The 20,853-nt window shown below is 74.1% G+C and carries 18 protein-coding genes and 5 tRNA genes; 12 read left to right on the top strand and 11 right to left on the bottom strand.

Annotation, left to right across the window (positions count from 1 at the left end; genetic code table 11):
- Positions 1 to 15 precede the first annotated feature (15 nt).
- The gene (locus tag FHG89_RS11880; RefSeq protein ID WP_341874254.1) at positions 16 to 2,364 is read right to left on the bottom strand and encodes a heavy metal translocating P-type ATPase; all 2,349 of its coding nucleotides are present in this window, start codon (positions 2,362 to 2,364) and stop codon (positions 16 to 18) included.
- 199 nt (positions 2,365 to 2,563) lie between these two features.
- Between FHG89_RS11880 and FHG89_RS11885 the strand changes: the two genes are divergently transcribed.
- Both FHG89_RS11885 and FHG89_RS11890 read left to right on the top strand, forming a co-directional pair.
- On the top strand, positions 2,564 to 3,559 hold the full coding sequence (locus FHG89_RS11885; protein ID WP_139584441.1) for an Acg family FMN-binding oxidoreductase: 996 nt from the start codon (positions 2,564 to 2,566) through the stop codon (positions 3,557 to 3,559).
- Positions 3,560 to 3,655: 96 nt separating this feature from the next.
- The gene (locus tag FHG89_RS11890) at positions 3,656 to 5,332 is read left to right on the top strand and encodes a sensor histidine kinase (protein WP_139584476.1); all 1,677 of its coding nucleotides are present in this window, start codon (positions 3,656 to 3,658) and stop codon (positions 5,330 to 5,332) included.
- A gap of 10 nt (positions 5,333 to 5,342) precedes the next feature.
- Here the strand turns inward: FHG89_RS11890 and FHG89_RS11895 are convergent, their stop codons facing one another.
- On the bottom strand, positions 5,343 to 5,981 hold the full coding sequence (locus FHG89_RS11895) for a response regulator (RefSeq protein WP_139584442.1): 639 nt from the start codon (positions 5,979 to 5,981) through the stop codon (positions 5,343 to 5,345).
- Positions 5,982 to 6,175: 194 nt separating this feature from the next.
- On the opposite strand from FHG89_RS11895, the gene FHG89_RS11900 reads away from it, so the two are divergent.
- Positions 6,176 to 7,150 (top strand): Acg family FMN-binding oxidoreductase, encoded by a 975-nt coding sequence (locus tag FHG89_RS11900; protein ID WP_139584443.1) that lies wholly within the window; start codon positions 6,176 to 6,178, stop codon positions 7,148 to 7,150.
- 26 nt (positions 7,151 to 7,176) lie between these two features.
- Here FHG89_RS11900 and FHG89_RS11905 read toward each other — a convergent pair whose 3' ends face one another.
- The 4 genes from FHG89_RS11905 to FHG89_RS11920 all read right to left on the bottom strand — a co-directional run bounded on the left by FHG89_RS11905 (position 7,177) and on the right by FHG89_RS11920 (position 8,296).
- Complete coding sequence (locus tag FHG89_RS11905; protein WP_139584444.1) at positions 7,177 to 7,359, bottom strand: hypothetical protein; 183 nt, start codon at positions 7,357 to 7,359, stop codon at positions 7,177 to 7,179.
- A 46-nt stretch (positions 7,360 to 7,405) separates the two neighbouring features.
- Positions 7,406 to 8,047 (bottom strand): nucleotidyltransferase domain-containing protein, encoded by a 642-nt coding sequence (locus FHG89_RS11910; RefSeq protein WP_139584445.1) that lies wholly within the window; start codon positions 8,045 to 8,047, stop codon positions 7,406 to 7,408.
- A gap of 68 nt (positions 8,048 to 8,115) precedes the next feature.
- Positions 8,116 to 8,190: transfer RNA gene (locus FHG89_RS11915), tRNA-Val, on the bottom strand.
- A 33-nt stretch (positions 8,191 to 8,223) separates the two neighbouring features.
- A tRNA-Gly gene (locus FHG89_RS11920) sits at positions 8,224 to 8,296 on the bottom strand.
- Between the two features lie 149 nt (positions 8,297 to 8,445).
- On the opposite strand from FHG89_RS11920, the gene FHG89_RS11925 reads away from it, so the two are divergent.
- A complete protein-coding gene (locus FHG89_RS11925; RefSeq protein WP_139584446.1) occupies positions 8,446 to 8,691 on the top strand; it encodes a DUF6458 family protein in 246 nt (81 codons plus the stop codon).
- 75 nt (positions 8,692 to 8,766) lie between these two features.
- Here the strand turns inward: FHG89_RS11925 and FHG89_RS11930 are convergent, their stop codons facing one another.
- Positions 8,767 to 9,582, bottom strand: coding sequence for an isocitrate lyase/PEP mutase family protein (locus tag FHG89_RS11930; protein WP_139584447.1), 816 nt, complete (start codon positions 9,580 to 9,582; stop codon positions 8,767 to 8,769).
- A gap of 70 nt (positions 9,583 to 9,652) precedes the next feature.
- Between FHG89_RS11930 and FHG89_RS11935 the strand changes: the two genes are divergently transcribed.
- Positions 9,653 to 10,633, top strand: a complete 981-nt coding sequence (locus FHG89_RS11935; protein WP_139584448.1) for an ArsR/SmtB family transcription factor — start codon at positions 9,653 to 9,655, stop codon at positions 10,631 to 10,633.
- Positions 10,634 to 10,854: 221 nt separating this feature from the next.
- On the opposite strand, the gene FHG89_RS11940 is transcribed toward FHG89_RS11935, so the two are convergent.
- From FHG89_RS11940 to FHG89_RS11950, 3 genes are all read right to left on the bottom strand, one after another.
- A tRNA-Val gene (locus tag FHG89_RS11940) sits at positions 10,855 to 10,929 on the bottom strand.
- A 13-nt stretch (positions 10,930 to 10,942) separates the two neighbouring features.
- A tRNA-Cys gene (locus tag FHG89_RS11945) sits at positions 10,943 to 11,013 on the bottom strand.
- A 34-nt stretch (positions 11,014 to 11,047) separates the two neighbouring features.
- Positions 11,048 to 11,120 (bottom strand) — tRNA-Gly (locus FHG89_RS11950).
- A gap of 409 nt (positions 11,121 to 11,529) precedes the next feature.
- Between FHG89_RS11950 and FHG89_RS11955 the strand changes: the two genes are divergently transcribed.
- Entirely contained in the window at positions 11,530 to 12,132 is a 603-nt protein-coding gene (locus tag FHG89_RS11955; RefSeq protein WP_139584449.1) for a TetR/AcrR family transcriptional regulator, read from the top strand.
- A 163-nt stretch (positions 12,133 to 12,295) separates the two neighbouring features.
- Entirely contained in the window at positions 12,296 to 15,226 is a 2,931-nt protein-coding gene (locus tag FHG89_RS11960; protein WP_208760939.1) for a M36 family metallopeptidase, read from the top strand.
- Between the two features lie 91 nt (positions 15,227 to 15,317).
- Here the strand turns inward: FHG89_RS11960 and FHG89_RS11965 are convergent, their stop codons facing one another.
- Complete coding sequence (locus tag FHG89_RS11965) at positions 15,318 to 16,163, bottom strand: hypothetical protein (RefSeq protein ID WP_244295375.1); 846 nt, start codon at positions 16,161 to 16,163, stop codon at positions 15,318 to 15,320.
- Between the two features lie 177 nt (positions 16,164 to 16,340).
- On the opposite strand from FHG89_RS11965, the gene FHG89_RS11970 reads away from it, so the two are divergent.
- From FHG89_RS11970 to FHG89_RS11990, 5 genes are all read left to right on the top strand, one after another.
- Positions 16,341 to 17,009, top strand: coding sequence for a class I SAM-dependent methyltransferase (locus FHG89_RS11970; RefSeq protein ID WP_139584450.1), 669 nt, complete (start codon positions 16,341 to 16,343; stop codon positions 17,007 to 17,009).
- A gap of 9 nt (positions 17,010 to 17,018) precedes the next feature.
- Positions 17,019 to 18,188, top strand: a complete 1,170-nt coding sequence (locus FHG89_RS11975; RefSeq protein ID WP_139584451.1) for a cytochrome P450 — start codon at positions 17,019 to 17,021, stop codon at positions 18,186 to 18,188.
- Positions 18,189 to 18,212: 24 nt separating this feature from the next.
- The gene (locus tag FHG89_RS11980; protein ID WP_244295377.1) at positions 18,213 to 19,058 is read left to right on the top strand and encodes a polysaccharide deacetylase family protein; all 846 of its coding nucleotides are present in this window, start codon (positions 18,213 to 18,215) and stop codon (positions 19,056 to 19,058) included.
- 69 nt (positions 19,059 to 19,127) lie between these two features.
- Positions 19,128 to 20,060: an ATP-binding cassette domain-containing protein gene (locus FHG89_RS11985; RefSeq protein WP_139584453.1), complete on the top strand. Its 933-nt coding sequence runs from the start codon at positions 19,128 to 19,130 to the stop codon at positions 20,058 to 20,060.
- Positions 20,057 to 20,824 carry an ABC transporter permease subunit gene (locus tag FHG89_RS11990; RefSeq protein WP_244295379.1) on the top strand — a complete coding sequence of 256 codons (768 nt, stop codon included), beginning with the start codon at positions 20,057 to 20,059 and terminating at the stop codon, positions 20,822 to 20,824. The genes FHG89_RS11985 and FHG89_RS11990 overlap by 4 nt, the downstream gene beginning before the upstream one ends.
- The last annotated feature ends 29 nt before the right edge of the window (positions 20,825 to 20,853 follow it).

The raw sequence follows: 20,853 nt of genomic DNA on the forward strand, positions 1-20,853 counted from the left end.
GGTCGGGCTCGCGGTTCACCGCCGCTCGGCCGCCGGATCGGACGGGTCCAGGGAGAAGAACTCCTCCTCTTCCTGGGCCAGGTGCAGGCGCAGCACGGCGTCCAGGCCGTACAGGGTGGCCAGCAGGTCGGGCACCTGGTCCGGACGCAACCGACCGTCGGCGCTCTGCGCGAGCTGGGTGCCGAGCAGGTCGACCTGGCGGCGGATCTCCACGTGGGCCCGGCTCATCGTCGAGGTCGCCTCGCCGCTGCCCAGTGGCTCGGCCAGCGCCGGATAGAGCTGCTGTTCCTCGGCGGCCTCGTGCGGCAGCACCCGGTCGGTCAACCGGTGGTGCGTCTCGCGCAGCGCCGGCAGGCACCTCGGCGAGGTCGGGTCCGTGGCGACCAGGTCGGCGGTGTCGCGCAGCCCGGCCAGCACGCCCCGGACCGCCTCGTGCTCCACGTCGAACCGGGCGAGCAGCTCCCGCGTACGCGGTGCGATGTCGCCTCGGTTCAGTCCGCCCCGCAGGGCCCGCAACGCGTTGAGGATGACCAGCACGTCGATGCCCTCCTGGAGGAACGCTCCGACCACCGGGGGCAGTCGACCGGCCGCCGCCGCGACCATCGCCAGCACGGCCAGCCCCATCCCGACGGTGGCGCTCTGCGCGGCGATGCGACGGGCGTACCGGGCGATCTCCACCGCGTCGGCGAGCCGGTCCAGCCGGTCCACGGTGAGCACGGCGTCGGCCACGTCCGCCGAGGCGGTCGCGCCGGTCGCGCCCATGGCGACGCCCACGTGCGCCTCGGCCAGCGCCGGCGCGTCGTTCACCCCGTCGCCGACCATCACGGTGACCGCGCGATCGGCCTCCGCCCGGACCCGGGCCACCTTCTCCCCCGGCGTGCAGCGGGCCAGGACGTCGTCCACACCGACCATCGCGGCGACCTGCGCGGCGGTGGATGGACGGTCGCCGGTGACCAGCACGATCCGTCGCAGCCCCGCCGCGCGCAGCCGGCGTACGGTCCGGCGGGCGTCGGGGCGCACCGGATCCTCCAGCAGGATCGCGCCGAGCGGCCCGTCGTCGTCGCTGACCCACACCGCCGACCAGCCGGCCAACTCGGTGCGGGCTCGGGCCCGGTCCGCCCACACCGGCGGCTCGCCGCGGAGCTGCCCGACCCGGATCAGCCGCCCGTCGACCCGGCCGCTGACCCCCCGGCCCGGCTCCTCGGTCACGTCGGTCGGCTCGGTCAGCGCCAACCCCCGCTCGCGGGCCTGCCGGACCAGCGCGGCGGCCAGCACGTGCGGTGACAACTGCTCCACCGACGCCGCCAGCCGCAGCACCTCGTCCCGGTCGCCACCCGGAGCGACGACCGTCTCGGCGGCACGGGGGTGGCCGGCGGTGAGCGTGCCGGTCTTGTCCACCAGCAGGGTACGGGCCCGGCCGAGCAGTTCCAGCGCGCCACCGTCGCGGACCAGCACCCCACGCCGGGCCGCCCGGGACAGCCCGGAGACGATCGCGATCGGGGTGGCCAGCAGCAGCGGACAGGGAGTGGCCACCACCAGCACCGCCACCGCCCGCACCACGTCGCCGGAGAGCAGCCACGCCAGCCCGGCCAGGACCAGCGTGAACGGAACGAAAGCGGCGGCGTACCGATCGGCAAGCCGGACCATCGGCGCCCGGTGGGCGGTCGCCTCCTCGGCCAGTCGCACGATCCCGGCGTAGGTGCTCTGCGCCGCGTTCTTCGTCGCCCGCATCCCGAACCCGGCGCCGGCGTTGACCACGCCGCTGGCCACCGACTCCCCGGCGGCCCGCTGGACCAGGCGCGACTCCCCGGTCACCACCGACTCGTCCAGGGTGGCCGCCTCGTCGAGGGTCCCGTCGACCGGCACCACGTCACCCGGCCCGACGAGCAGCCGATCCGCCACCGCCACCTGGTCCAACGGCACCACCTCGATCGCGCCGCCCGGGCCACGCCGACGGGCGGTACGCGGGGCGCGCGCCAGCAACGCCCGCAGGTCTCGGGTGGCGCGGCGCTGCGCGTACGACTCCAGGGACCGGCCGGTCGCCAGCATCACCGCGATCACCGCCCCGGCCAGGTACTCGCCCACCGCGAGCGCGCCGGCCAGGGCCAGCACGGCGATCACGTCCACGCCGAACCGCCGGTGCCACAGCGCCCGCAGCATCGACCAGGCGGCGGGCAGCAGCGCGGCCACCGTGACGGCCGCCCAGATCAGGTCGGCCGCTGCCGGCCGGTCGGCGATCCGCAGTGCCGCACCGGCCAGCACCGCGATCCCGAGCGCGACCAGCGGCGTCCACGCCCACCATCGCCGTACGCGGAGCCGGGCCGGCCGCTCCGGCACGCACTCGGTCGACTCCGCCGCCCCCACCTGCGCATCGTCGCAGCCCGCAGCCGGCCGGTGGCCCCACACGGGTGTTTCGCCGGCCAGGTGGGCAGGCGCAACGTCCCGGCCGGGTCGGGACCTGCGACCCGTGTGGGTCGACGCCGGATGGCACAGGATGGTGCGGCAAGTCCCGCACGGCATCGCGTCGTGAGGCACGATGGGCAGAGACGGAAAGGTCGTGACCATGAGTCAGGAGAGCCAGCTGACCACCGCGCTGGCGGAGGCCGCCGCCACCGCCGGCCACGCCCCCTCGGTGCACAACACCCAGCCATGGCGGTGGCGGGTGCTCCCCGACGCGTTGGAGCTGCGCTCGGTCGCCGACCGGCAACTGGCCGCCACCGACCCGGAGGGTCGGCTCCTCGCGATCAGCTGCGGCGCCGCCCTGCACCACGCCCGGGTGGCGCTGGCCGCGCAGGGGTGGCGCGCGGTCGTGGAGCGGCTGCCCGACCCGGGCGACCGCGAGCTGCTGGCCCGGCTGACCGACCTGAGCCGCACCGACGCCGACCCGGACGCCATGCGCATGGTGCAGTGCATGCAGGTCCGGCACACCGACCGACGGCCGGTGAGCGACGAGCCGGTGCCGACCGCCGCGGTCGAGCAGATCAGCCGGGCGGTCACCACCGAGGGCGGCCGGTTGCAGATCCTCGACCGCGACCAGGTGCTGGAGCTGGCCGCCACGGCCGGGCACGCCGACACGGTCGAGTCCGAAGATCCGGAGCTGCGTGCCGAACTGGCGTACTGGACGGGCCGGGCCGGCACCGGCACCGGGCTGCCGGCGGAGGTGCTGCCCGAGCAGCTCCCCCAGACCACCGTGCCGGCCCGCGACTTCGGCCGCCCCGGCAGCCTGCCGGTGGGTCCGGGTCACGACCGCGCCGCGGTGTACGCGCTGCTGCACGGCGACGAGGACGAACCGGACAGCTGGCTGCGTGCCGGCGAGGCGCTCTCCGCCGGTTGGCTGACCGCCACCCGCCTCGGTGTGTCGGTGGTGCCGCTCAGCGCCGTGGTGGAGGTGCCGGGCACCCGGCAGACCCTGCGTCAGCTGCTCGCGGGGCTCAGCTACCCGTACCTGGTGCTGCGTCTGGGGATCGCCGACCCGGCGCACGCCGGCCCGCCGCACACCCCGCGACTGACCACCGAGCAGGTGGTCGACACCTCCACGGTCCGCGGCGAGCAGGGCTGAGGGGCCTGGCCAGGAAATCCGCGGCGCTACCATCGCCGGGTGACGAGCAGCCCCCCGCACCCCCGCCAGGAATCGCCGGTGACCCCGTCGCTCGGGTTGAGCCCGCTGTCCCGGGTACGCCTCGACGAACTGCTCCAGGAGATGCTGGACCGGGTCGGTGAGGTGGTCACCAGCCGGGAGCGGCTGCGTGCCCTGCTCGACGCGGTGGTCGGCATCGGCACCAACCTGGATCTGCGGACCACTCTGCAACGCATCGTGCAGTCCGCCTCGGAGCTGGTGGGCGCCCGGTACGGCGCGTTGGGCGTGATCGGCCCGGACCGGCTGCTGCACGACTTCATCGTGCACGGCATCACGCCCGAGCAGCACGCGCAGATCGGCGACCTGCCGCACGGGCGGGGCGTGCTGGGCCTGCTCATCGACGACCCCCGGCCGCTGCGGATGCCGGACATCACCCAGCATCCCCGCTCCTACGGCTTCCCGGCGAACCACCCGCCGATGCACAGCTTCCTTGGCGTGCCGGTGCGTATCCGGGACCAGGTGTTCGGCAACCTGTACCTGGCCGAGAAGCAGGGTGGCGCGCAGTTCACCGAGGACGACGAGGAGATCGTCGTCGCGCTCGCCGCCGCCGCCGGCGTGGCCATCGAGAACGCCCGCCTGTACGCCCTGGCGCACCGACGGGAACGCTGGCTCGCCGCGACCGCCGAGATCACCTCGGTGCTGCTCGGCGAGGTGCGCCGCACCGACGCGCTGGCCCTGGTCGCGCGCCGCGCCCGCGAGGTGGCCGAGGCGGAGCTGGCGCTGGTGCTGCTCTACGACACCGACGCCGAGCAGTTCACCGTCGAGGTGGTCGACGGCGTCGACGAGCAGGCCCGCGGGTTGGTCGGCGCGGTCCTGCCGGCGGCCGACACCAGCTTCGGAACGGCGATCGCCGAGGGCCGCCACGATCAGGTGGACGACCTCGGCCACGCCGCGCCGTGGCCGGCGCTGCTGCGCACCGGCCCTGCGGTGATCTCACCGTTGGCCACCGCGGAGACGCTGCACGGTGTGCTGGTCGTCGCGCACCGGCCGGAACGCGGCGGCGGCGCCAGCGACGACGAGGTGGCCCTGCTGGGCAGCTTCGCCGGGCAGGCGGCGCTGGCCATGGAGCGGGCGCGCGGTCAGGAGGAACGGGAGTTGCTGGTGGTCCTGGAGGACCGCGAGCGGATCGCCCGCGACCTGCACGACGTGGTGATCCAGCGGCTCTTCGCCACCGGTCTGCAACTGCAGAGCGCCGCGCCGATGATGACCCGCCCCGAGGTCGCCAAGCGGATCAACGCGGCCGTCGACGACCTGGACGCCACCATCCGCGACATCCGCCGGACCATCTTCGAGCTGCGCACCCCGATGACCGCAGCGCTGCGCACCGAGATCCGCGAGGCGGTCGAGTTGGCCGCCGAGTCGCTGGGCTTCAAACCGCACCTGGAGCTGACCGGCCCGGTGGACAGCGCCGTCCCGGACGCCGTCCGCCCGGACCTCACCGCCGTGCTGCGCGAGGCGTTGTCGAACGCGGTCCGCCACGCGCAGGCCAGCCGGGTCTCCGTCGCCGTGCGGGTCGACGGCGGGCAGGTGAGCGTGACTGTCACCGACGACGGGGTGGGCTGCGACCCGGCCGCCGCCCGGGGCGGCCTGGTCAACCTGCGGGAACGCGCCGAGGGCCACGGCGGCATCTTCACGGTCGGCCGGGTCGAGCCGCACGGCACCGAGCTGTGCTGGACCGTTCCGCTGCGCGACTGAGCGGGTCGGGTCAGGTGGACTTGCCGAGCAGGCGGGTCGCCAGGACGGCGGCCTGCGTACGGCGTTCCAGGCCCAGCTTGGCCAGCACGCTGGACACGTAGTTCTTCACCGTCTTCTCGGCCAGGAACATCTTCCCGGCGATCTCCCGGTTGGTCAGCCCCTCCGCCACGTACTCCAGGATCCGCCGTTCCTGCTCGGTGAGCGACTTCAGCTCGCGTGGCTGCTCGACACCGTTGCGGATGCGTTCCAGCACCCGGGTGGTGATCGCCGGGTCGAGCAGCGACTGCCCGGCCGCCACCCGGCGCACCGCGTCGACCAGGTCGGTGCCGCGGATCTGCTTGAGCACGTACCCGGCGGCGCCCGCCATGATCGCGGCGAACAGCGCCTCGTCGTCCTCGTACGAGGTGAGGATGAGGCCCTTGATGGACGAGTCGACGGCCCGGACGTCGCGGCACACGTCGATGCCGTTGCCGTCGGGCAGCCGGGCGTCGAGGATCGCCACGTCGGGCCGCAGCGCGGGAATGCGGCGGGCCGCCTCCTGCGCGGAGCCGGACTCGCCGACCACCTCGATGTCGCCGCTGCTCTGCAGCAGGTCGGCCAGGCCACGGCGGACGACCTCATGGTCGTCGAGGAGGAACACGCGGATCATCCCTCGTTTCTACAGGTGCCGGCGCCCCGCCGCACGGGCCGAAGGTCCCGACCAGGACGGGCCGGAGTTCGCGGGCGGTCGGACCCGACTGGTCGGGACGTCCGGCCCTGCTCGCCACCCACCCGGTGGGCGGACCGTGGGGGTGCGCCGGCCGCGCGTCTCGTGGACCGGCCCGAACCGAGAGGAGCACCGCCATGGACGTCGGCTACACCGCGGCCCACCTGCGGGCCGCCGCCGTGGACGCGGTCCGGGCGCCGTCGTTGCACAACACCCAGCCGTGGCGGCTGCGCCTGCGCGACGGCGGGATCGAGGTGCTGGTTGACCAGGCCCGCCGGCTGCCGGCGACCGACCCGAGCGGGTGGGGGGTACGGATCGGCTGCGGCGCGGCCCTGTTCAACCTGCGCGTCGCGCTGGCCGTGGCCGGCGTTCCGGCCCGGGTACGACTGCGTCCCGACCCGGCCGAGCCGGACCTGTTGGCCCGGCTGGTGCCGGACGTTCCGCGTCGGCCCACCCCCACCGAGCAGCGCCTGCACGCGGCCATCCCCCGCCGGTTCAGCAACCGGATGCCGTTCTGGCCGGACCCGGTGCCGGCCGACGCACGGTGGCGGCTCGGTGAGGCGGCCCGCGCCGAGGATTGCTGGCTGGAGCTGCTGGTCGGGGTCAGCGCGGTGGCGGCGTTCGGCGAGATCGCCCACAGCGCGCACCGGGTGCTGGAGCGCGACCCCGCCTACCGGGCCGAACGCGAGGAGTGGCTGCGCCGGGAGCCCGCGCCGGACGGCGTACCCGCCTCGGCCGGCGGCCCGCAGGGCGAACCGCAGGACGTGCTGCCGACGCGCGGCTTCGGCGGCCGCGACCGGGCACCGGGGCGGGACTTCGAACCGGAGCCGTTGGTGGGCGTGCTCGGTTCGGTGGGCAACACCGCCGTGGACCAGGTGGTCGCCGGGCAGGCGCTGCAACGGCTGCTGCTCACCGCCACCGACGCCGGGCTCAGCGTGTCGCTGCTCTCCCAACCGATCGAGGTGCCCACCGCCCGGGAACAGTTGCGGCTGTCGCTGGGCCGGTTCGGCACCCCGCAGATGGTGCTGCGGATCGGGTACGGCCAGCCGGGCCGGCCCACCCCACGCCGCCCGGTCGACGAGGTGTTGGAGCTGCCGGTGATGCCGGCCTGACCCTGGCACCACCGGCGCGACAACGTTCAGGCGGGCAGTGCCGCCTCCCGCTGCGCGTCCAGGCCCACCGCCAGCCGTGCCGGGTGTACGCCGGGCGGCACCGCACCGTGCAGACCGCGGTTGAACACCGTCACCGACCAGCCCGGCCGACCGCCACGGCAGGCGGCACCCGCGTTCGCCAGCAGCGGATCTGCCCTGGGCAGAACCAACGACCGGCTGTCGACCGCACCGCGGCGGGCCCGGATGGCAGCGGGGTCACAGGTCCGCGAGCCAGGGATGCCCCGGATGCGCGCGAGCGAGCAGCTCGGCCAGGCTCCTGCGCTGAGTCGACCTCAGATGGGGGACGGTGGCGTCGAAGTCTGCCTGGTCCTTGCGGCGTACGTGCTTGGCCTTGAACAGCAGGACCAGTTCCGGCGCCAGGTACGGGATGCCGTCCCGGGTGTGGTGGATGACGTCGCGGTAGGGGAGCCGGATCCCATCATCGCGTCGGCAGATCCAGGTGTCACCGTCGTGCGGCTCGCGGAACACGTCCAGCAGGTAGTCGCCGGTGGCCGGATCCCGCAGCCACGTCTGATGCACGGCGGCCAGCACCTCCGGTGCCGCGTCCTCCCAGATCCGGCCACTGCCCGCCCCGTCGAAGACGTATCCGGGGAAGCGATCGACGACCTGGGAGAAGTTCGCGGCGGGAATTGCGATCTCGATGTCCCCGTGCGGGCGCGTCTGCCTGCCGCGGAACAGGTCCAGCGCCCAGCCCGCGGCCACGTACCAGGGCGTGTCGATCCCGGCCAACCGCTGCGCGACCTCTGTCGGGGTCCAGCAGGACAACCATCTGGTGGGGAGGGCTTCGATCTCGTCGGGTGACAGCTCGACGCCGCCGCCGGGCAGTCGCTCGCTCACCGCGGGAACCTATCAGCGGTCAGGGTGCCGCGACGGCCGGCCGGAATGGCCACCGGGTCGTTCAGGGATGGTGGGCGATACTGGGTTTGAACCAGTGACCTCTTCCGTGTCAAGGAAGCGCGCTCCCACTGCGCCAATCGCCCGTGGTCTCCGCCAGAACCAGATGACGGATCGAGAGCGGACGACGGGATTCGAACCCGCGACCCTCACCTTGGCAAGGTGATGCGCTACCAGCTGCGCTACGTCCGCACGCCCCCGGCAAGCGCCGGCGACGGGTGAAACCCTACCCGATGCCAAGATCGGTGGGCGCGGCACCCTGCGGCGGTGGCGGTTGCGCTGCCCGACGGCGGGGTACTGAAGGACCTCGACAGCACACCACATCCCCTAAGGAGGCTGTCGTGGGTATCGGCACCAGCATCTTTCTGATCGCCCTCGGCGCGATCCTCACCTTCGCGCTCGACGCGAGCGTCGGCGGCATCAACCTCGACGTGGTCGGCTGGATCCTGATGGGGGCCGGTGTGCTCGGCCTGATCATGACCACGGTGATCTGGGGTCGTCGCCGTAGCGCGGTGGTCACCAGCACCGAGCAGCCGGTCGAGTACCGCCGGGTCGAGGAGCGACGGGACATCGCCCCGCCGCTGTGAGGCTTCCGCCTGCCGAGCCGGCCACCTCACATGAGGCGGCCGGCTCGTCGCACTGGGTGACACCCCGGGCGCCGCTCACTTCATCAGCGCGTTGAGCGTGCCGTAGTCGAGGGCGTCCGCCAGCGCGCCGTACGTGCCCGCGCCGAGGGCTTCGTCGGCCGCCCGGCGGGCCACCGTGTACGCGGCCTCGGCCACCGACGAGCCGAGGCTCACCCGTGCCACGCCCAGCCGGGCCAGCTCCCCCACCCTGGGCGCACCGGGCCCGGCGAGCACGTTCAGCGGCGCCGGCACCGCCCGCACCAGCGCGCGGATGGTCTCCGGGTCGACCACTCCGGGCACGAAGATGCCGTCCGCGCCGGCGGCGAGATAGGCGGTGGCCCGCGCCACCGTCTCGTCGACGTCCTCGGCACCGCTGAGGAACGTGTCGATCCGGGCGTTGACGTAGAGCGCAAGGCCGGCCGCGTCGGCCGCGCCGCGCACCGCCGCGATCCGCGCGCACTGGTCGGGCACGTCGCGCAACGGCGGGCCGGCTGCCCGTCGGGCGTCCTCGACGTTCACGCCGACGGCACCGGCGCCGAGCACGGCGCGGGTGGTCACGCCGACCTCCGCCGGTGTCGCCCCGTACCCGGACTCGATGTCCGCGGTGACCGGCAGCGACACGGCGGCGGTGATCCGGCGGACCAGGTCGACGGCCGCGTCGCGGCCGAGGACGTCGCCGTCGGCCGCGCCGAGGCTCCAGGCGACGCCGGCGCTGGTGGTGGCCACCGCGCGGACGCCGGCGGCCGCCACGATGCGGGCGCTCGCGGCGTCCCAGGCGTTGACCAGGACCAGCGGCGTCCCGGGGGTGTGCAGGGATCGGAACAGGTCAGCTCGGGTGTGGTGTTCGCTCACCCGGCAAGTCTCGGGCGGCACCGACGCCGCCGGTAATGTTTCAGTCCCAGCTGAATCCACCGGGGGTGCCGTGGTCGCCATCAGCATGTCGGCGGGTGCCGTCGCTCGCATCCGGTTCGCCGTCTCCTGCCTGTGGGAGGTCGCCGCGAGTGTCCGGGTGCTGCGCGACCCCGGCGACCACGCGGTCCACCTGCCCTGGATACGGCGGGTGCGTCCACCCCTTGTCGAAGCGGGTCTGATCGAGGCGGACGGTGGTCTGCTCTGGCAGCTCGTACCGGCCCGGCCCGGCTACCTGGCCGACTTCCTCACCCCGCCGCCCGCCGGCCTCAACCCGGACCTGGCCGCCGAACTGGCCGCCCTGCGCGCCACCCCGGCCGATACCGTCCGCGCCCACCTGGACCTGTATCCGGGCGACCGGACGCCGGCGCTCGCCACCCTGTACGCCGACCCGCCGGGCGGGCTGCGCCGGCTGTGCGAGGAGATCGAGGCGTACTGGCGGATCGCCCTGGCCCCGCACTGGCCGCGGCTGCGGCTGCTGCTCGACGCCGACGTCACCGCCCGCGCCCGCCTGCTCGCCGAGGACGGCGCGGCGGTGCTCCTGAACGACCTGCACGGACAGGTCCGGTGGGAGGACGACACGCTGGTCGTCGCGCAGCGGCACTGCCTGGCCCCGGACGTCGCGGACGGCCCCGGCCTGGTACTGGTCCCGTCGGTCTTCGTCTGGCCGTCGGTGGCGAGCGTGTCCGCCGGGGACGCGCCCCAGCTCGCCTATCCCGCCCGCGGGCTCGGCACCCTGTGGGAGCCCTCGAACGGCGTCCAGGACGCGCTGGCCGTCGTGCTCGGTCGCGGCCGGGCCCGGCTGCTCACCGAGCTGACCGGGCCGGTCAGCAACACCGAGCTGGCCCGTCGTAGCGGGATGTCGCCCGCCGGGGTCTCCCAACACCTCACGGCGTTGCGCGCGGCCGGTCTGGTGGTGACCCACCGCCGGGGCCGGAGCCTGCTCAGCGCCCGCACCGACCTCGCGGAGGCGCTGCTCTCCGCGACCGCGTAGGCGTCGCCCGGCCGGGTGGCCCGACGCCGTTTCCGCTGGTGAGGCGTGCCGCCGGGACAGGCGGCAGACCGTCGTCCAGAATGCAGGAAAGCCACCCCGGAGCATCGGCTGAGCGAGGTCCTCCGCGCCGGCGAGTAACGGCATGCCGAGCGGGCCCAATCGCCCCGGAAACAGAAACCGCCGAGGCCCGGTACCGGGCCTCGGCGATTCTGTCGAACATATGGTGGGCGATACTGGGTTTGAACCAGTGACCTCTTCCGTGTCAAGGAAGCGCGCTCCCACTGCGCCAATCGCCCGTGCATAATGCCGAGGTGGGGACGGGATTTGAACCCGCGTACACGGCTTTGCAGGCCGTTGCCTCGCCTCTCGGCCACCCCACCGAGGTTGCCCCCGTCATGCGTGGCGGCAGCTCCGAGCGGACGACGGGATTCGAACCCGCGACCCTCACCTTGGCAAGGTGATGCGCTACCAGCTGCGCTACGTCCGCACGCCCCCGGCGTTACCGGGTGACGGATGAGAACTTTAGCCGAGCCCGGGAACGACTGCCAACTCGGGGGGCATCTCGGCGCGCCCTGTCCCGTTTCGGTGACCGGAGGCGGCGTGCGGGACGAGATCACGACCATCACCGACGGGCTTCCTAGGGGGCTGGCCTGGTGTCTCAATTGACGCTCTGTCATCACACTCCGGCATCACGCGACAGACCCCCGCACCGGCGGCCCGGCCCCCGCCCACCAGTTTCCCCCGCAGCCGAGCAACGCGCGGCGGACCTCGACGAACTCTCTCCGGAGAACGACCGACGGCACCTCCGGGAAGTGTCCGGCTTCCGACTGTCGCAGCGCGAATCGGGCAGCGGTGGTAACTGTTCGTGTTCGGTAGGATGGGCTACGGTAACGGTCGTGACGAGACGTGCGGCCGAGATCCGCCTGGATGCCCTGCTGCGCACCGCCTGTGACGTGATCGTGGAGCGCGGTCTGGCCAACACCCGGACAGCGGACGTGGCGCAGGCCGCCGGCGTGAGCCAGGCACTGGTCTTCTACCACTTCGCCACCAAGGAACGGTTGCTCGCGCAGGCGTTCGCGTACGCGGTCGAGCAGGATCTGGCCCGACTGGACGCGGTGACCCGGTCCCCGGCCCCGCCACTGACCAAGCTCCGCCGGATCCTCAAGCTGTACACACCGGCCGGGCGGGCCACCTCCTGGTCGATGTGGATCGACGGCTGGTCCGAGTCGCTGCGTACCCCCGAGTTGGAGAAGGTCTCCCGCCGGCTCGACCTGCGGTGGCGGCAGGACCTGGCCGCGGTCATCGCCGCCGGCGTGGCCGACGGCACCTTCCAGTGCGCCGACCCGGACGGGGCGGCCTGGCGGATCAGCGCGGTGATGGACGGCCTGGCCGTGCAGCTCGCCGTGCACGACCGGGTGATCTCCCGCCGGCAGTTCGGCGAGTGGGTCCGGCTGGTCACCGCCCGGGAACTGGGTCTCGACCCGACCGAGCTGGACTGACCCGCTCCGGACGACCGACCGCCCGCTGAATGGCGGGCCGACGACATTGCACGGCTCCGGACCTTGCCCCGCCCCCGGCCGGCTGATATCCACAGATGCGCATGCGTCACCGCGCAGCGTCGGCCGGCGGTCGCCGGCCATCCCGCTCCCACGAGGAGGTCCCGTGCCACAACCGGAGTGGTCACCCCCGATGAGCCGGCGTCGACGCCGGCTCATCGCCATCCTGGCGACGACGGCCACGGCCGCCGCGTTGCTCCCCACCGGCGTGAGCACCGCGGCCCCCAGCGCGAACCCGCCGTCCGCCGAGCGCAGGTCCGGCCCGTTCGCCGAGGGACACCAACCCGCCGACGTCGACAACCGCACCGGTACGGCGGCACCCGACGCCCGCCAGCGCGGCCTGGCCCGCGCCGCCGACCCCGACGTGCGGTGGAACCGCCTCGGCACCCCGCAGGCGCTCGGCCCCGGCCGTACCCCCCTCGCCACCGGGCTGCCCACCGACCCGGAGGCCGCCGCCCGCGCCTACCTGACCGCCAACCGCGACCTGTACGGCATGGACGCGCCCACCGTCGCCGCCATGGAACGGGTGCTCGTACGCCCCATCGGCAGCGGTGCCGTTGTCACCCTCCGGCAACGCTTCGGCGACCTGCCGGCCGGCCCGGACGGCCTCGTCACCGTCGCCGTCGCCGGCGGGGCGGTGCTCTCGGTCAGCTCCTCGCTCGCCCGCGACACCGGCACGCCGGCACCGGCCACCCGCACCGCCGGGCAGGCGTACGCCGCCGCGCTCGCCGACGCCCGACTCGACGCCGGCGCGGTGGCCAGCCACACCGTGCGGGCCGTGGCGGTACCCACCCCGCTGGACGGCCCCCGGTCCGCGTACGAGGTGACAGTCATCGGCGCCGACAGCGACCACCCGGCCGCGTTCACCACCTACGTGGACGGCATCACCGGGGAGGTGCTCGTCCGGGAGGACCTCATCGACTTCGACTCCGACAACCCGAGCTGGGCGGTCTTCCCGGCCACCCCGCCCCGCGACCTCGGCCCCGGGCAGGACCCCCGGGTGCGCTGGTGCGGCGACCCGGCACCGGGCTGCCAGGCCGCCTTCCGTGACCCGGCCACCGGCCAGCCGTGGGACGTCGACGCGGCCACCGGCACGCCCACCTTCACCTCGCGCGGCAACTCTGCCAACACCGTGCTGTCCTGGGGTGGCGCCAGCCCGGTCGTCCCGGCGCCCACCAGCCCGGAGCGCCGCTACGAGTACCCGTTCACCGACCAGTGGCACCAGGCGAAGTGCAACCCGGCGGTGTTCACCTCCGCCCAGCGCAACGACGCGGACGCGTCGATCGCCAACCTCTTCGCCATGCACAACCGGATGCACGACTGGGCGTACCAGCTGGGCTTCACCGAGTCCGCGTGGAACCTCCAGGCGGTCAACCTCACCCCGGCGGGTCTGGGCGGTGACGCCGAGCAGGGCCGCGCCCAGCAGGGCGCCTTGACCGGCAACCGGAACAACGCCAACCAGGGCACCCCGCGCGACGGGCTGCCGCCGACCACCAACATGTACCTGTGGCAGCCGCAGGCGGGCGGACCGTACCCGCCGTGCGTCGACGGCGACTACGACATGACGGTGATCGGCCACGAGTACACCCACGCGATCACCAACCGGATGATCGCCGGCCCGGACAGCGGGATCGGCGGCCACCAGGGCGGGGCGATGGGCGAGTCGTGGGGCGACCTGCTCGCCGCCGAGTACCTCTACCAGAACGGCCTGCGCGCGCCCGGTGAGACGCCCTTCGTCACCGGCGGCTACGTCACCGGCAACCTGGTCAGCGGCATCCGCAACTACGACCTCAGCCGCAGCCCACTCAACTACTCCGACATCGGCTACAACACCGGCGGTCCGGCGGTGCACGCCGACGGGGAGATCTGGGGCGCCACCAACTTCCGGGTCCGCTCCGCACTCGTCAAGCGGTACGGCCTCGGCACGCCCCAGCGGCAGGCGGAGTGCGCGCAGGGCAAGGTCGCCGCCGACAGGTGCCCCGGCAACCGGCGCTGGTCGCAGCTGGTCTTCGACTCGTTCCTGCTCCAGGCGGCCAGCCAGGTCAGCATGCTCGACATGCGGGACAACATGCTCACCGCCGACCTGCTGCGCTTCGGCGGGGCGAACCAGGACCTGATCTGGGCGGAGTTCGCCCGCTCCGGCATGGGCCGCGACGCCGTCACCAACGGCGCCGCCGACACCGACCCGACGCCGAGCTTCGCGTCACCGCGCGGCGGCAACGCGACGTTCACCCTGCGCCCGCGTGGCGACAGCGCCGACGCGCCGATCCGGGTGTACGTCGGGGCGTACGAGGCTCGGGCGACGCCGATCGCGGACACCGACCCGGCGACCCCGATCCCGGACACGCTGGAGATGGTGGCCGGCACGTACGACCTGCTGGCGGTGGCGCCCGGCTTCGGGCACCAGCGGCTCAGCGTGGTCGCCGACGCCGGCCGGAGCGGATACGTGGACCTGTCGCTGAGCCGCAACCTCGCGTCCACCACGTCCGGGGCCACGATCAGCGGCGACGGGGTCAACCTGGACCGGATCGCCGACGACACCGAGGCGACGAACTGGGCCTCGGTGGACGGGGTGGCCGGGCGGCAGGTCACCGTGGCGCTGCCGGGCGGCGCGCCGCAGACGGTCAGGCGGGTCAACGTCAGCGCGATGCTGCGTCCCGCGACGGCCGGGGACGTCGACACCGGCAGTCAGAACGCGCTCAGCGCGCTGCGCTCGTTCGCCGTGTCCGCGTGCAACGCCCGGACCACCGACTGCGCGGACCCGTCGCGCTGGCAACGGATCTACACAAGTGCGGCCGACGCGTTCCCCGGCGGGGCGTACCGGGCGTACAGCCGGGACATCAACCTGCGGACGTTCACGGTGCCCAGCACCGTCGCCACCCACCTGCGGCTGGAGGTGCTGACCAGCCAGTGCACCGGCGGCCCGCAGTACGCCGGTGAGCAGGACGACGACCCGGCCACGACTACCGACTGCGCGACCGCCAGCCCGGCGCGGAACCAGGTCAGGATCGCCGAGTTCCAGGCGTTCGCCAGGTGACAGCGTGGGGGCCGGCGGATCTCGCCGGCCCCCACGCTCCCCGTGTCGACGGCGGACCGGCCGCGAGACCAGCGGCCGGACGGCCCGACGGTCACCGCCGGGCGGGTCGCCAGCGGCCGGTCGTCGTCGGCCGCTCCCAGAGCCGGTCCACCGGCGGCTCCTCGGCCTCGGTGGCCGCGGCCCGGGTCAGGTGGCGCAGTCGCAGCAGCAGCCCCACCCCGAGCGAGAGCAGCAGTCCGCCGAGCAGGAACGCGGCGTGCACCAGGCCGAACCCGCCGGCCTGCGAGACCGGACGGCCGGCCGCGGGCGGCGCGGCGTCGACCGGCTGGTCGGCGACCGGCTCGTCGACCGGCGTGCTCGCCGCCTCCTCCGGCTCGCTCGTCGGCTCGCTCAGCGTCGGCGTCGCGCTCGGCGTCGCGGTGGGGGTGGCGCCCACCCCCACCACCGAACGGGTGGCGGTCTGCCGGGCCAGCAGCCGCAGGTTCGCGTCGTACGCCTCGGCGGCGAGGGTGATCCGCCCCTGGGTGACGTCCTCGGCGAAGGCCACCCGGTAGCGGGCCGTGACCGTGCGGCCCGGGCAGAGGGTGCCCGGGTCGAGCTGCCGGTCGGTCAGCCGGGCCACGTCACCCTCGGTCCGGACCTCCAGCGGGAAGTCGCCGTTCTCCTCCACCCGGTCCATCTTCACCTGGTCGAGTCGGATGCCCCGCACGGTGAGCACCATCGACCAGCGCACCTTCGCGCAGCCGCCGCGCCGGTCCGTCTGCGAGACCACCGCGGAGATCGTGCGCACCTGGTCGCCGGCGGTGAACCGGGCCGGCAGGCCACTCATCTCGGTCGCGAAGGCCGCCTGTGCCGGTGCGGCCAGGGTCAGCACCGCCCCGGTCAGGCCAGCCAGCACCACCCCGGCCCTCAGCGCATTCCGCCACACCGTCACCACCGCCGCCTCCGTTCGGTCGTCTCCACCTCGCAACGCTAGGAGCGGGCCGGCGCCCCGACCAGACGGGTGTGTTCGCACCGGGCGGCAAGCACGGGGTGGGTTTTCACCGACGGTGGTGAACCGGTAACCGCTCCCCCGCGACACGCCGGGCCACGGGCCGCTGGAACAATCGGGCAGGTGTCCGAGCTCTCCAGCACCTTCGTCCGGCTGCATGCGCGGCTGTCCCCGGTCCCGTTCGTTCCCGAGGTGCGGCTGCACCAGGCGGACGAGCCGATCGGGCTCTGGGAGCTGACCGAGGGCGAGTTCAGCACGGACCGTCCGCCGCCGTTCTGGGCGTTCGCCTGGGCCGGCGGTCAGGCCCTCGCCCGCTACGTGACCGACCACCCGCAGGTGGTCGCCGGGCGCCGGGTGCTCGACCTGGCCTCCGGCTCAGGCCTGGTGGCCATCGCCGCCGCCCGGGCCGGCGCGGCGTCCGTGCGGGCCGTCGAGGTGGACGAGCTGGCCGTCGCGGCCGTCGCGCTCAACGCCGAGGCCAACGGGGTACGCGTCGACGCCGAGTTCGGCGACATCCTCGACGGCGACGCCGGGGACGCCGAGGTGGTCCTCGCCGGTGACGTCTTCTACAGCGACGCGATGGCCCGTCGGGTGCTGCGGTTCCTGCTGCGCGCCGCCCGGGCCGGCGCGCCGGCGCTGGTCGGTGACCCCGGGCGGGCGTTCCTGCCCCGGGACCGCTTCGACGAGTTGGCCCACTACGACGTGCCGGTGCCGGAGGCGCTGGAGAGCGTCCGGGTGAAGCGCACCACCGTCTGGCAGTTGCGCCCCGGGCTGCCGGGAGCCGCCCGCTAGCGTGTCGACGTGCTGTTCCGGAGCTGGGAGTCCGCGGTCGAGGCACCCGGGCCGGACGTCGCCGAGGTGACCGACCACGTCGGCGTACGCCATCTGGTCGTCACCCGGCACGCGCTGGTCCGGCAGGTCCTCGCGGACCCGGTCAGCTACCGGCCGGACAACGCGCTCGACGCGGTGACGCCGATGCCGGTGACGGCGCTGCGGGTGCTCGCCGGGCACCGGTTCCGGCTGCCGCCGACCCTCGCGAACAACTCAGGAGTCAGCCATCCGGCGATCCGGGCGATCGTGGCGGACGCGTTGCATCCCGCGCGGGTCGCCGAGCAGCGGCCGTGGCTCACCGCGCTGGTACGGGACCGGGTCGCCCGGCTCGGCGGCACGCTCGACGCCGGCCGTCCCGTCGACCTGTACGCCGATCTCGCCGCCGACCTGCCGCTGCTGGTGCTGGCCCGGCTGGTGGAGCTGCCGGACGCTCCGGTGGGCGCGGTCAAGGAGTTCGCCCGGGCCGCACTGGAGTTGTTCTGGGCGCCGCTGGCCGCCGACCGGCAGGTGGCGCTCGCCAACGAGGTGGGCAGCTTCCACCGCGTCCTGCGCGACTTCGCGGCCACCGGCGGTGGACTGGCCGGCGACCTGCGGGCCGCCGGGCATCCGCCGGACGTGGTGGTCGGCGCGCTGTTCTTCCTGCTGGTCGCCGGGCAGGAGACGACCTCGCAGTTCCTCACCCTGCTGCTGCACCGGCTCGCGGGCGAACCGGCGGTACGGGCTGGACTGCGTACCGGCGAGGTCGCGGTCGCCGACGTGGTGGAGGAGGGTCTTCGGCTGGAACCGCCGATCGTCACGTGGCGGCGGGTGGCGGCGGTGGACGGCACGCTGGGCGGGACGGTGGTGCCGGCGGGCACCAGCCTCGTGCTGTGGCTGGGCCGCGCCGGCCGGGATCCGGCGGTCGTCGAGTCGCCCGACGAGTTCCGCCCCGGTCAGCGCGGATCGCGCCGGCACCTGGCGTTCGGGGCGGGCGCGCACCGCTGCGTGGGTGACGTGCTGGCCCGGATGGAGGCGGCCGTGGTGGTGGCCGAGGCGGCGCCGCTGCTGGACGGGATCCGGGTGGTCCGCCCGCCCTGGTGTCCGGACAATCTCACCTTCCGGATGCCGGACGCCTTCGTGGTCCGGCGGCCTCCGGTCTGATCTCCACTCGGTATGTTTCCGGGCGTGTCCGCCACCCCATCCCGTCGGATCCGTTTCGGCACAGCGCTTCTGGCCCTGCTGGCGCTGAGTGCCTGCACAGCCGGACCGACGTTCCACGCGCGCCGGATCACCACGACCCCGCTGCCGGCCCCGTCCACCCCGACGCCGTCGCTCTCGCCGTCGCCCACGGCGAAGCCCACACCGGGGAGCCTGGCCTGGTACGTGTCGCAGGTGCCGACGTTCCCGCCGGCGCCGCCACCGCAGCCGGTGCCGCTGCCGGCGACCGGTTCGGCCCCGTTCTGGCACCGGCTGCCGACCGAGCAGCCTGTCGCCTTCATCACCATCGACGACGGCGGGCTGGCCCGGCCACCCGCCGTGATCGACTTCATCCGGGAGGCGCGCATCCCGGTCACCATGTTCCTCAACTCGCCGGCGGCGGAGGAGCACACCGACTACTTCCGGCAGATCGAGGCGGCCGGTGGGGTCGTCGAGAACCACACAATCACGCACACCTCACTGTCCGGCCGGTCGTACGACTTTCAGAAGCAGGAGATCTGCGGGGCGGCGGACCGGTTGGAGACCCTCTTCGGCAAGCGACCCACCCTGTTCCGCCCGCCGTTCGGCAACCGCGACGCCAGCACCCTGCGCGCGGCACACGACTGCGGCATGAGGGCGGTCTTGCACTGGTCCGAGACCGTCCACGAGGGGAAGGTGCGCTACCAGACCCCGGAGAAGGTCGTACGCCCCGGCGACGTGCTGCTCATGCACTTCCGGCCGGCGCTCATGGACGACCTGCTGGGAGCGCTGAAGGCGATCCACCGGGCGGGGCTCACGCCGGCGCTGCTGGAGGACTACATACCGCTGACCTGACCAAAGTCAGGGTCGGGTGGTGCCGTTCGGGCGCGGTGGGACGACGGTCCGCCCGCCTACCGTCACCGCATGATCACATTACGTGGGTTGACGAAACGGTTCGGTGCGACAGTCGCCGTCGACGTCCTGACCGTCGACGTCGCACCCGGGCGGGTCACCGGGTTCCTCGGCCCCAACGGCGCCGGCAAGTCCACCACCATGCGGATGATCCTCGGACTCGACCGGCCCACCGCCGGGCAGGCCCTCGTCGGCGGACGGGCGTACCGGGAGCTGCGCCGGCCACTGCGCGAGGTGGGCGCGCTGCTCGACGCGCGCGCCATCCACCCGGCCCGGTCCGGACGGGCGCATCTGCGGGCCATGGCCCGCAGCAACGGGATCCCGGCCGGTCGGGTCGACGAGGTGCTGGACATTGTCGGGCTGGACGCACGCGCCGCCGCCAAACCCGGTCGGACCCTCTCCCTCGGCATGGGCCAACGGCTCGGCATCGCCGGCGCGCTGCTCGGCGACCCGCCGGTGCTGATGTTCGACGAGCCGGTGAACGGCCTCGACCCGGACGGGGTGCGCTGGGTGCGGCAGCTCACCCGGACCCTGGCCGACGAGGGACGCACCGTCTTCGTCTCCAGCCACCTGATGAGCGAGATGCAGCTCACCGCCGACCAGCTCGTGGTGATCGGCCGGGGCCGGCTGCTCGCCGACGCCCCGGTCGCCGAGGTGATCGCGGGCAGCGGGGTCGCGGTCCGCGTCCGCGGCCCGCACCCGGACGGCCTGGCCACCCTGGCCGCGCATCTCACCGCCGCCGGGGCCACCGTCGAGCCGGCCGGCCCGGACGAGCTGACCGTCACCGGCACCACCGCCGACCGCGTCGGCGACCTGGCACACGAGCTGGGGGTACGACTGCACGAGCTGAGCGCGCACAGCGCGTCGCTGGAGCAGGCGTTCATGGAGCTGACCGCCGACAGCGTCGAGTACGCGGGCGGCCCGACCGGAGGTGGCACCCGATGATCGACTCTCTGCGCGGCGCGGTGGCCGCCGAGTGGACCAAGCTCTCCTCGGTCCGGAGCACCTGGTGGACGGTCCTGGCCGGCCTGCTGGTGATGGCGGCGGGCGCCGGGCAGCTGGCCATCTACGTCGCCAACGGCAACACCAACGACGACCCGACCGACAACGCCGGTGTGGTCACCGCCGGCCGCGTGATGATCGACGCGGTCGAGCTGACCCAGTACGCGGTGCTGGCGTTGGGCCTGCTGGCGGTGACCGCCGAGTTCACAAGCGGCACCATCCGGACCACCCTGCAGTGCACCCCGTCGCGCGGTCGCGTGCTGCTGGCCAAGGCCGTCGTCGCCGGCGCGGTGACCTTCGTGCTCGGGCTGCTGCTGGGCGGTGTCGGCGCCCTGGTCGCCCGGCCGGTCCTCGGCGAGTGGGGCAGCGCGCCCGCCGCCGGCACGATCGGCGACATCGTGGCGGTGGCGACCTACCTGGCGCTGGTCGGCGTGCTCGCGGTGGGCCTCGGCGCTGCGCTGCGCAGCGCGGTGCTCACGATCATCGTGCTCCTCGCCACCCTGATGATCGTGCCGCTGTCGCTTCAGGAGCCGGACATCGCCGTGCTGAACCGGATCGCCGACGTGTTCCCCGGGGTGGCCGGCGGGCACTTCCTGGCCGGCGACACCGACCCGTACCCGGGCGCGGTCGGGCTGCTCCTGCTCGCCGGGTGGGCCGCGGCGGCGCTGCTGCTGGGCCGGGCCGCGCTGCGTCGACGGGACGCCTGAGGCGCTGAGCGGGGGCCGGTCCGGCCCCC

Source organism: Micromonospora orduensis (genome assembly GCF_006228125.1).
GTDB classification, from domain to species: domain Bacteria; phylum Actinomycetota; class Actinomycetes; order Mycobacteriales; family Micromonosporaceae; genus Micromonospora; species Micromonospora orduensis.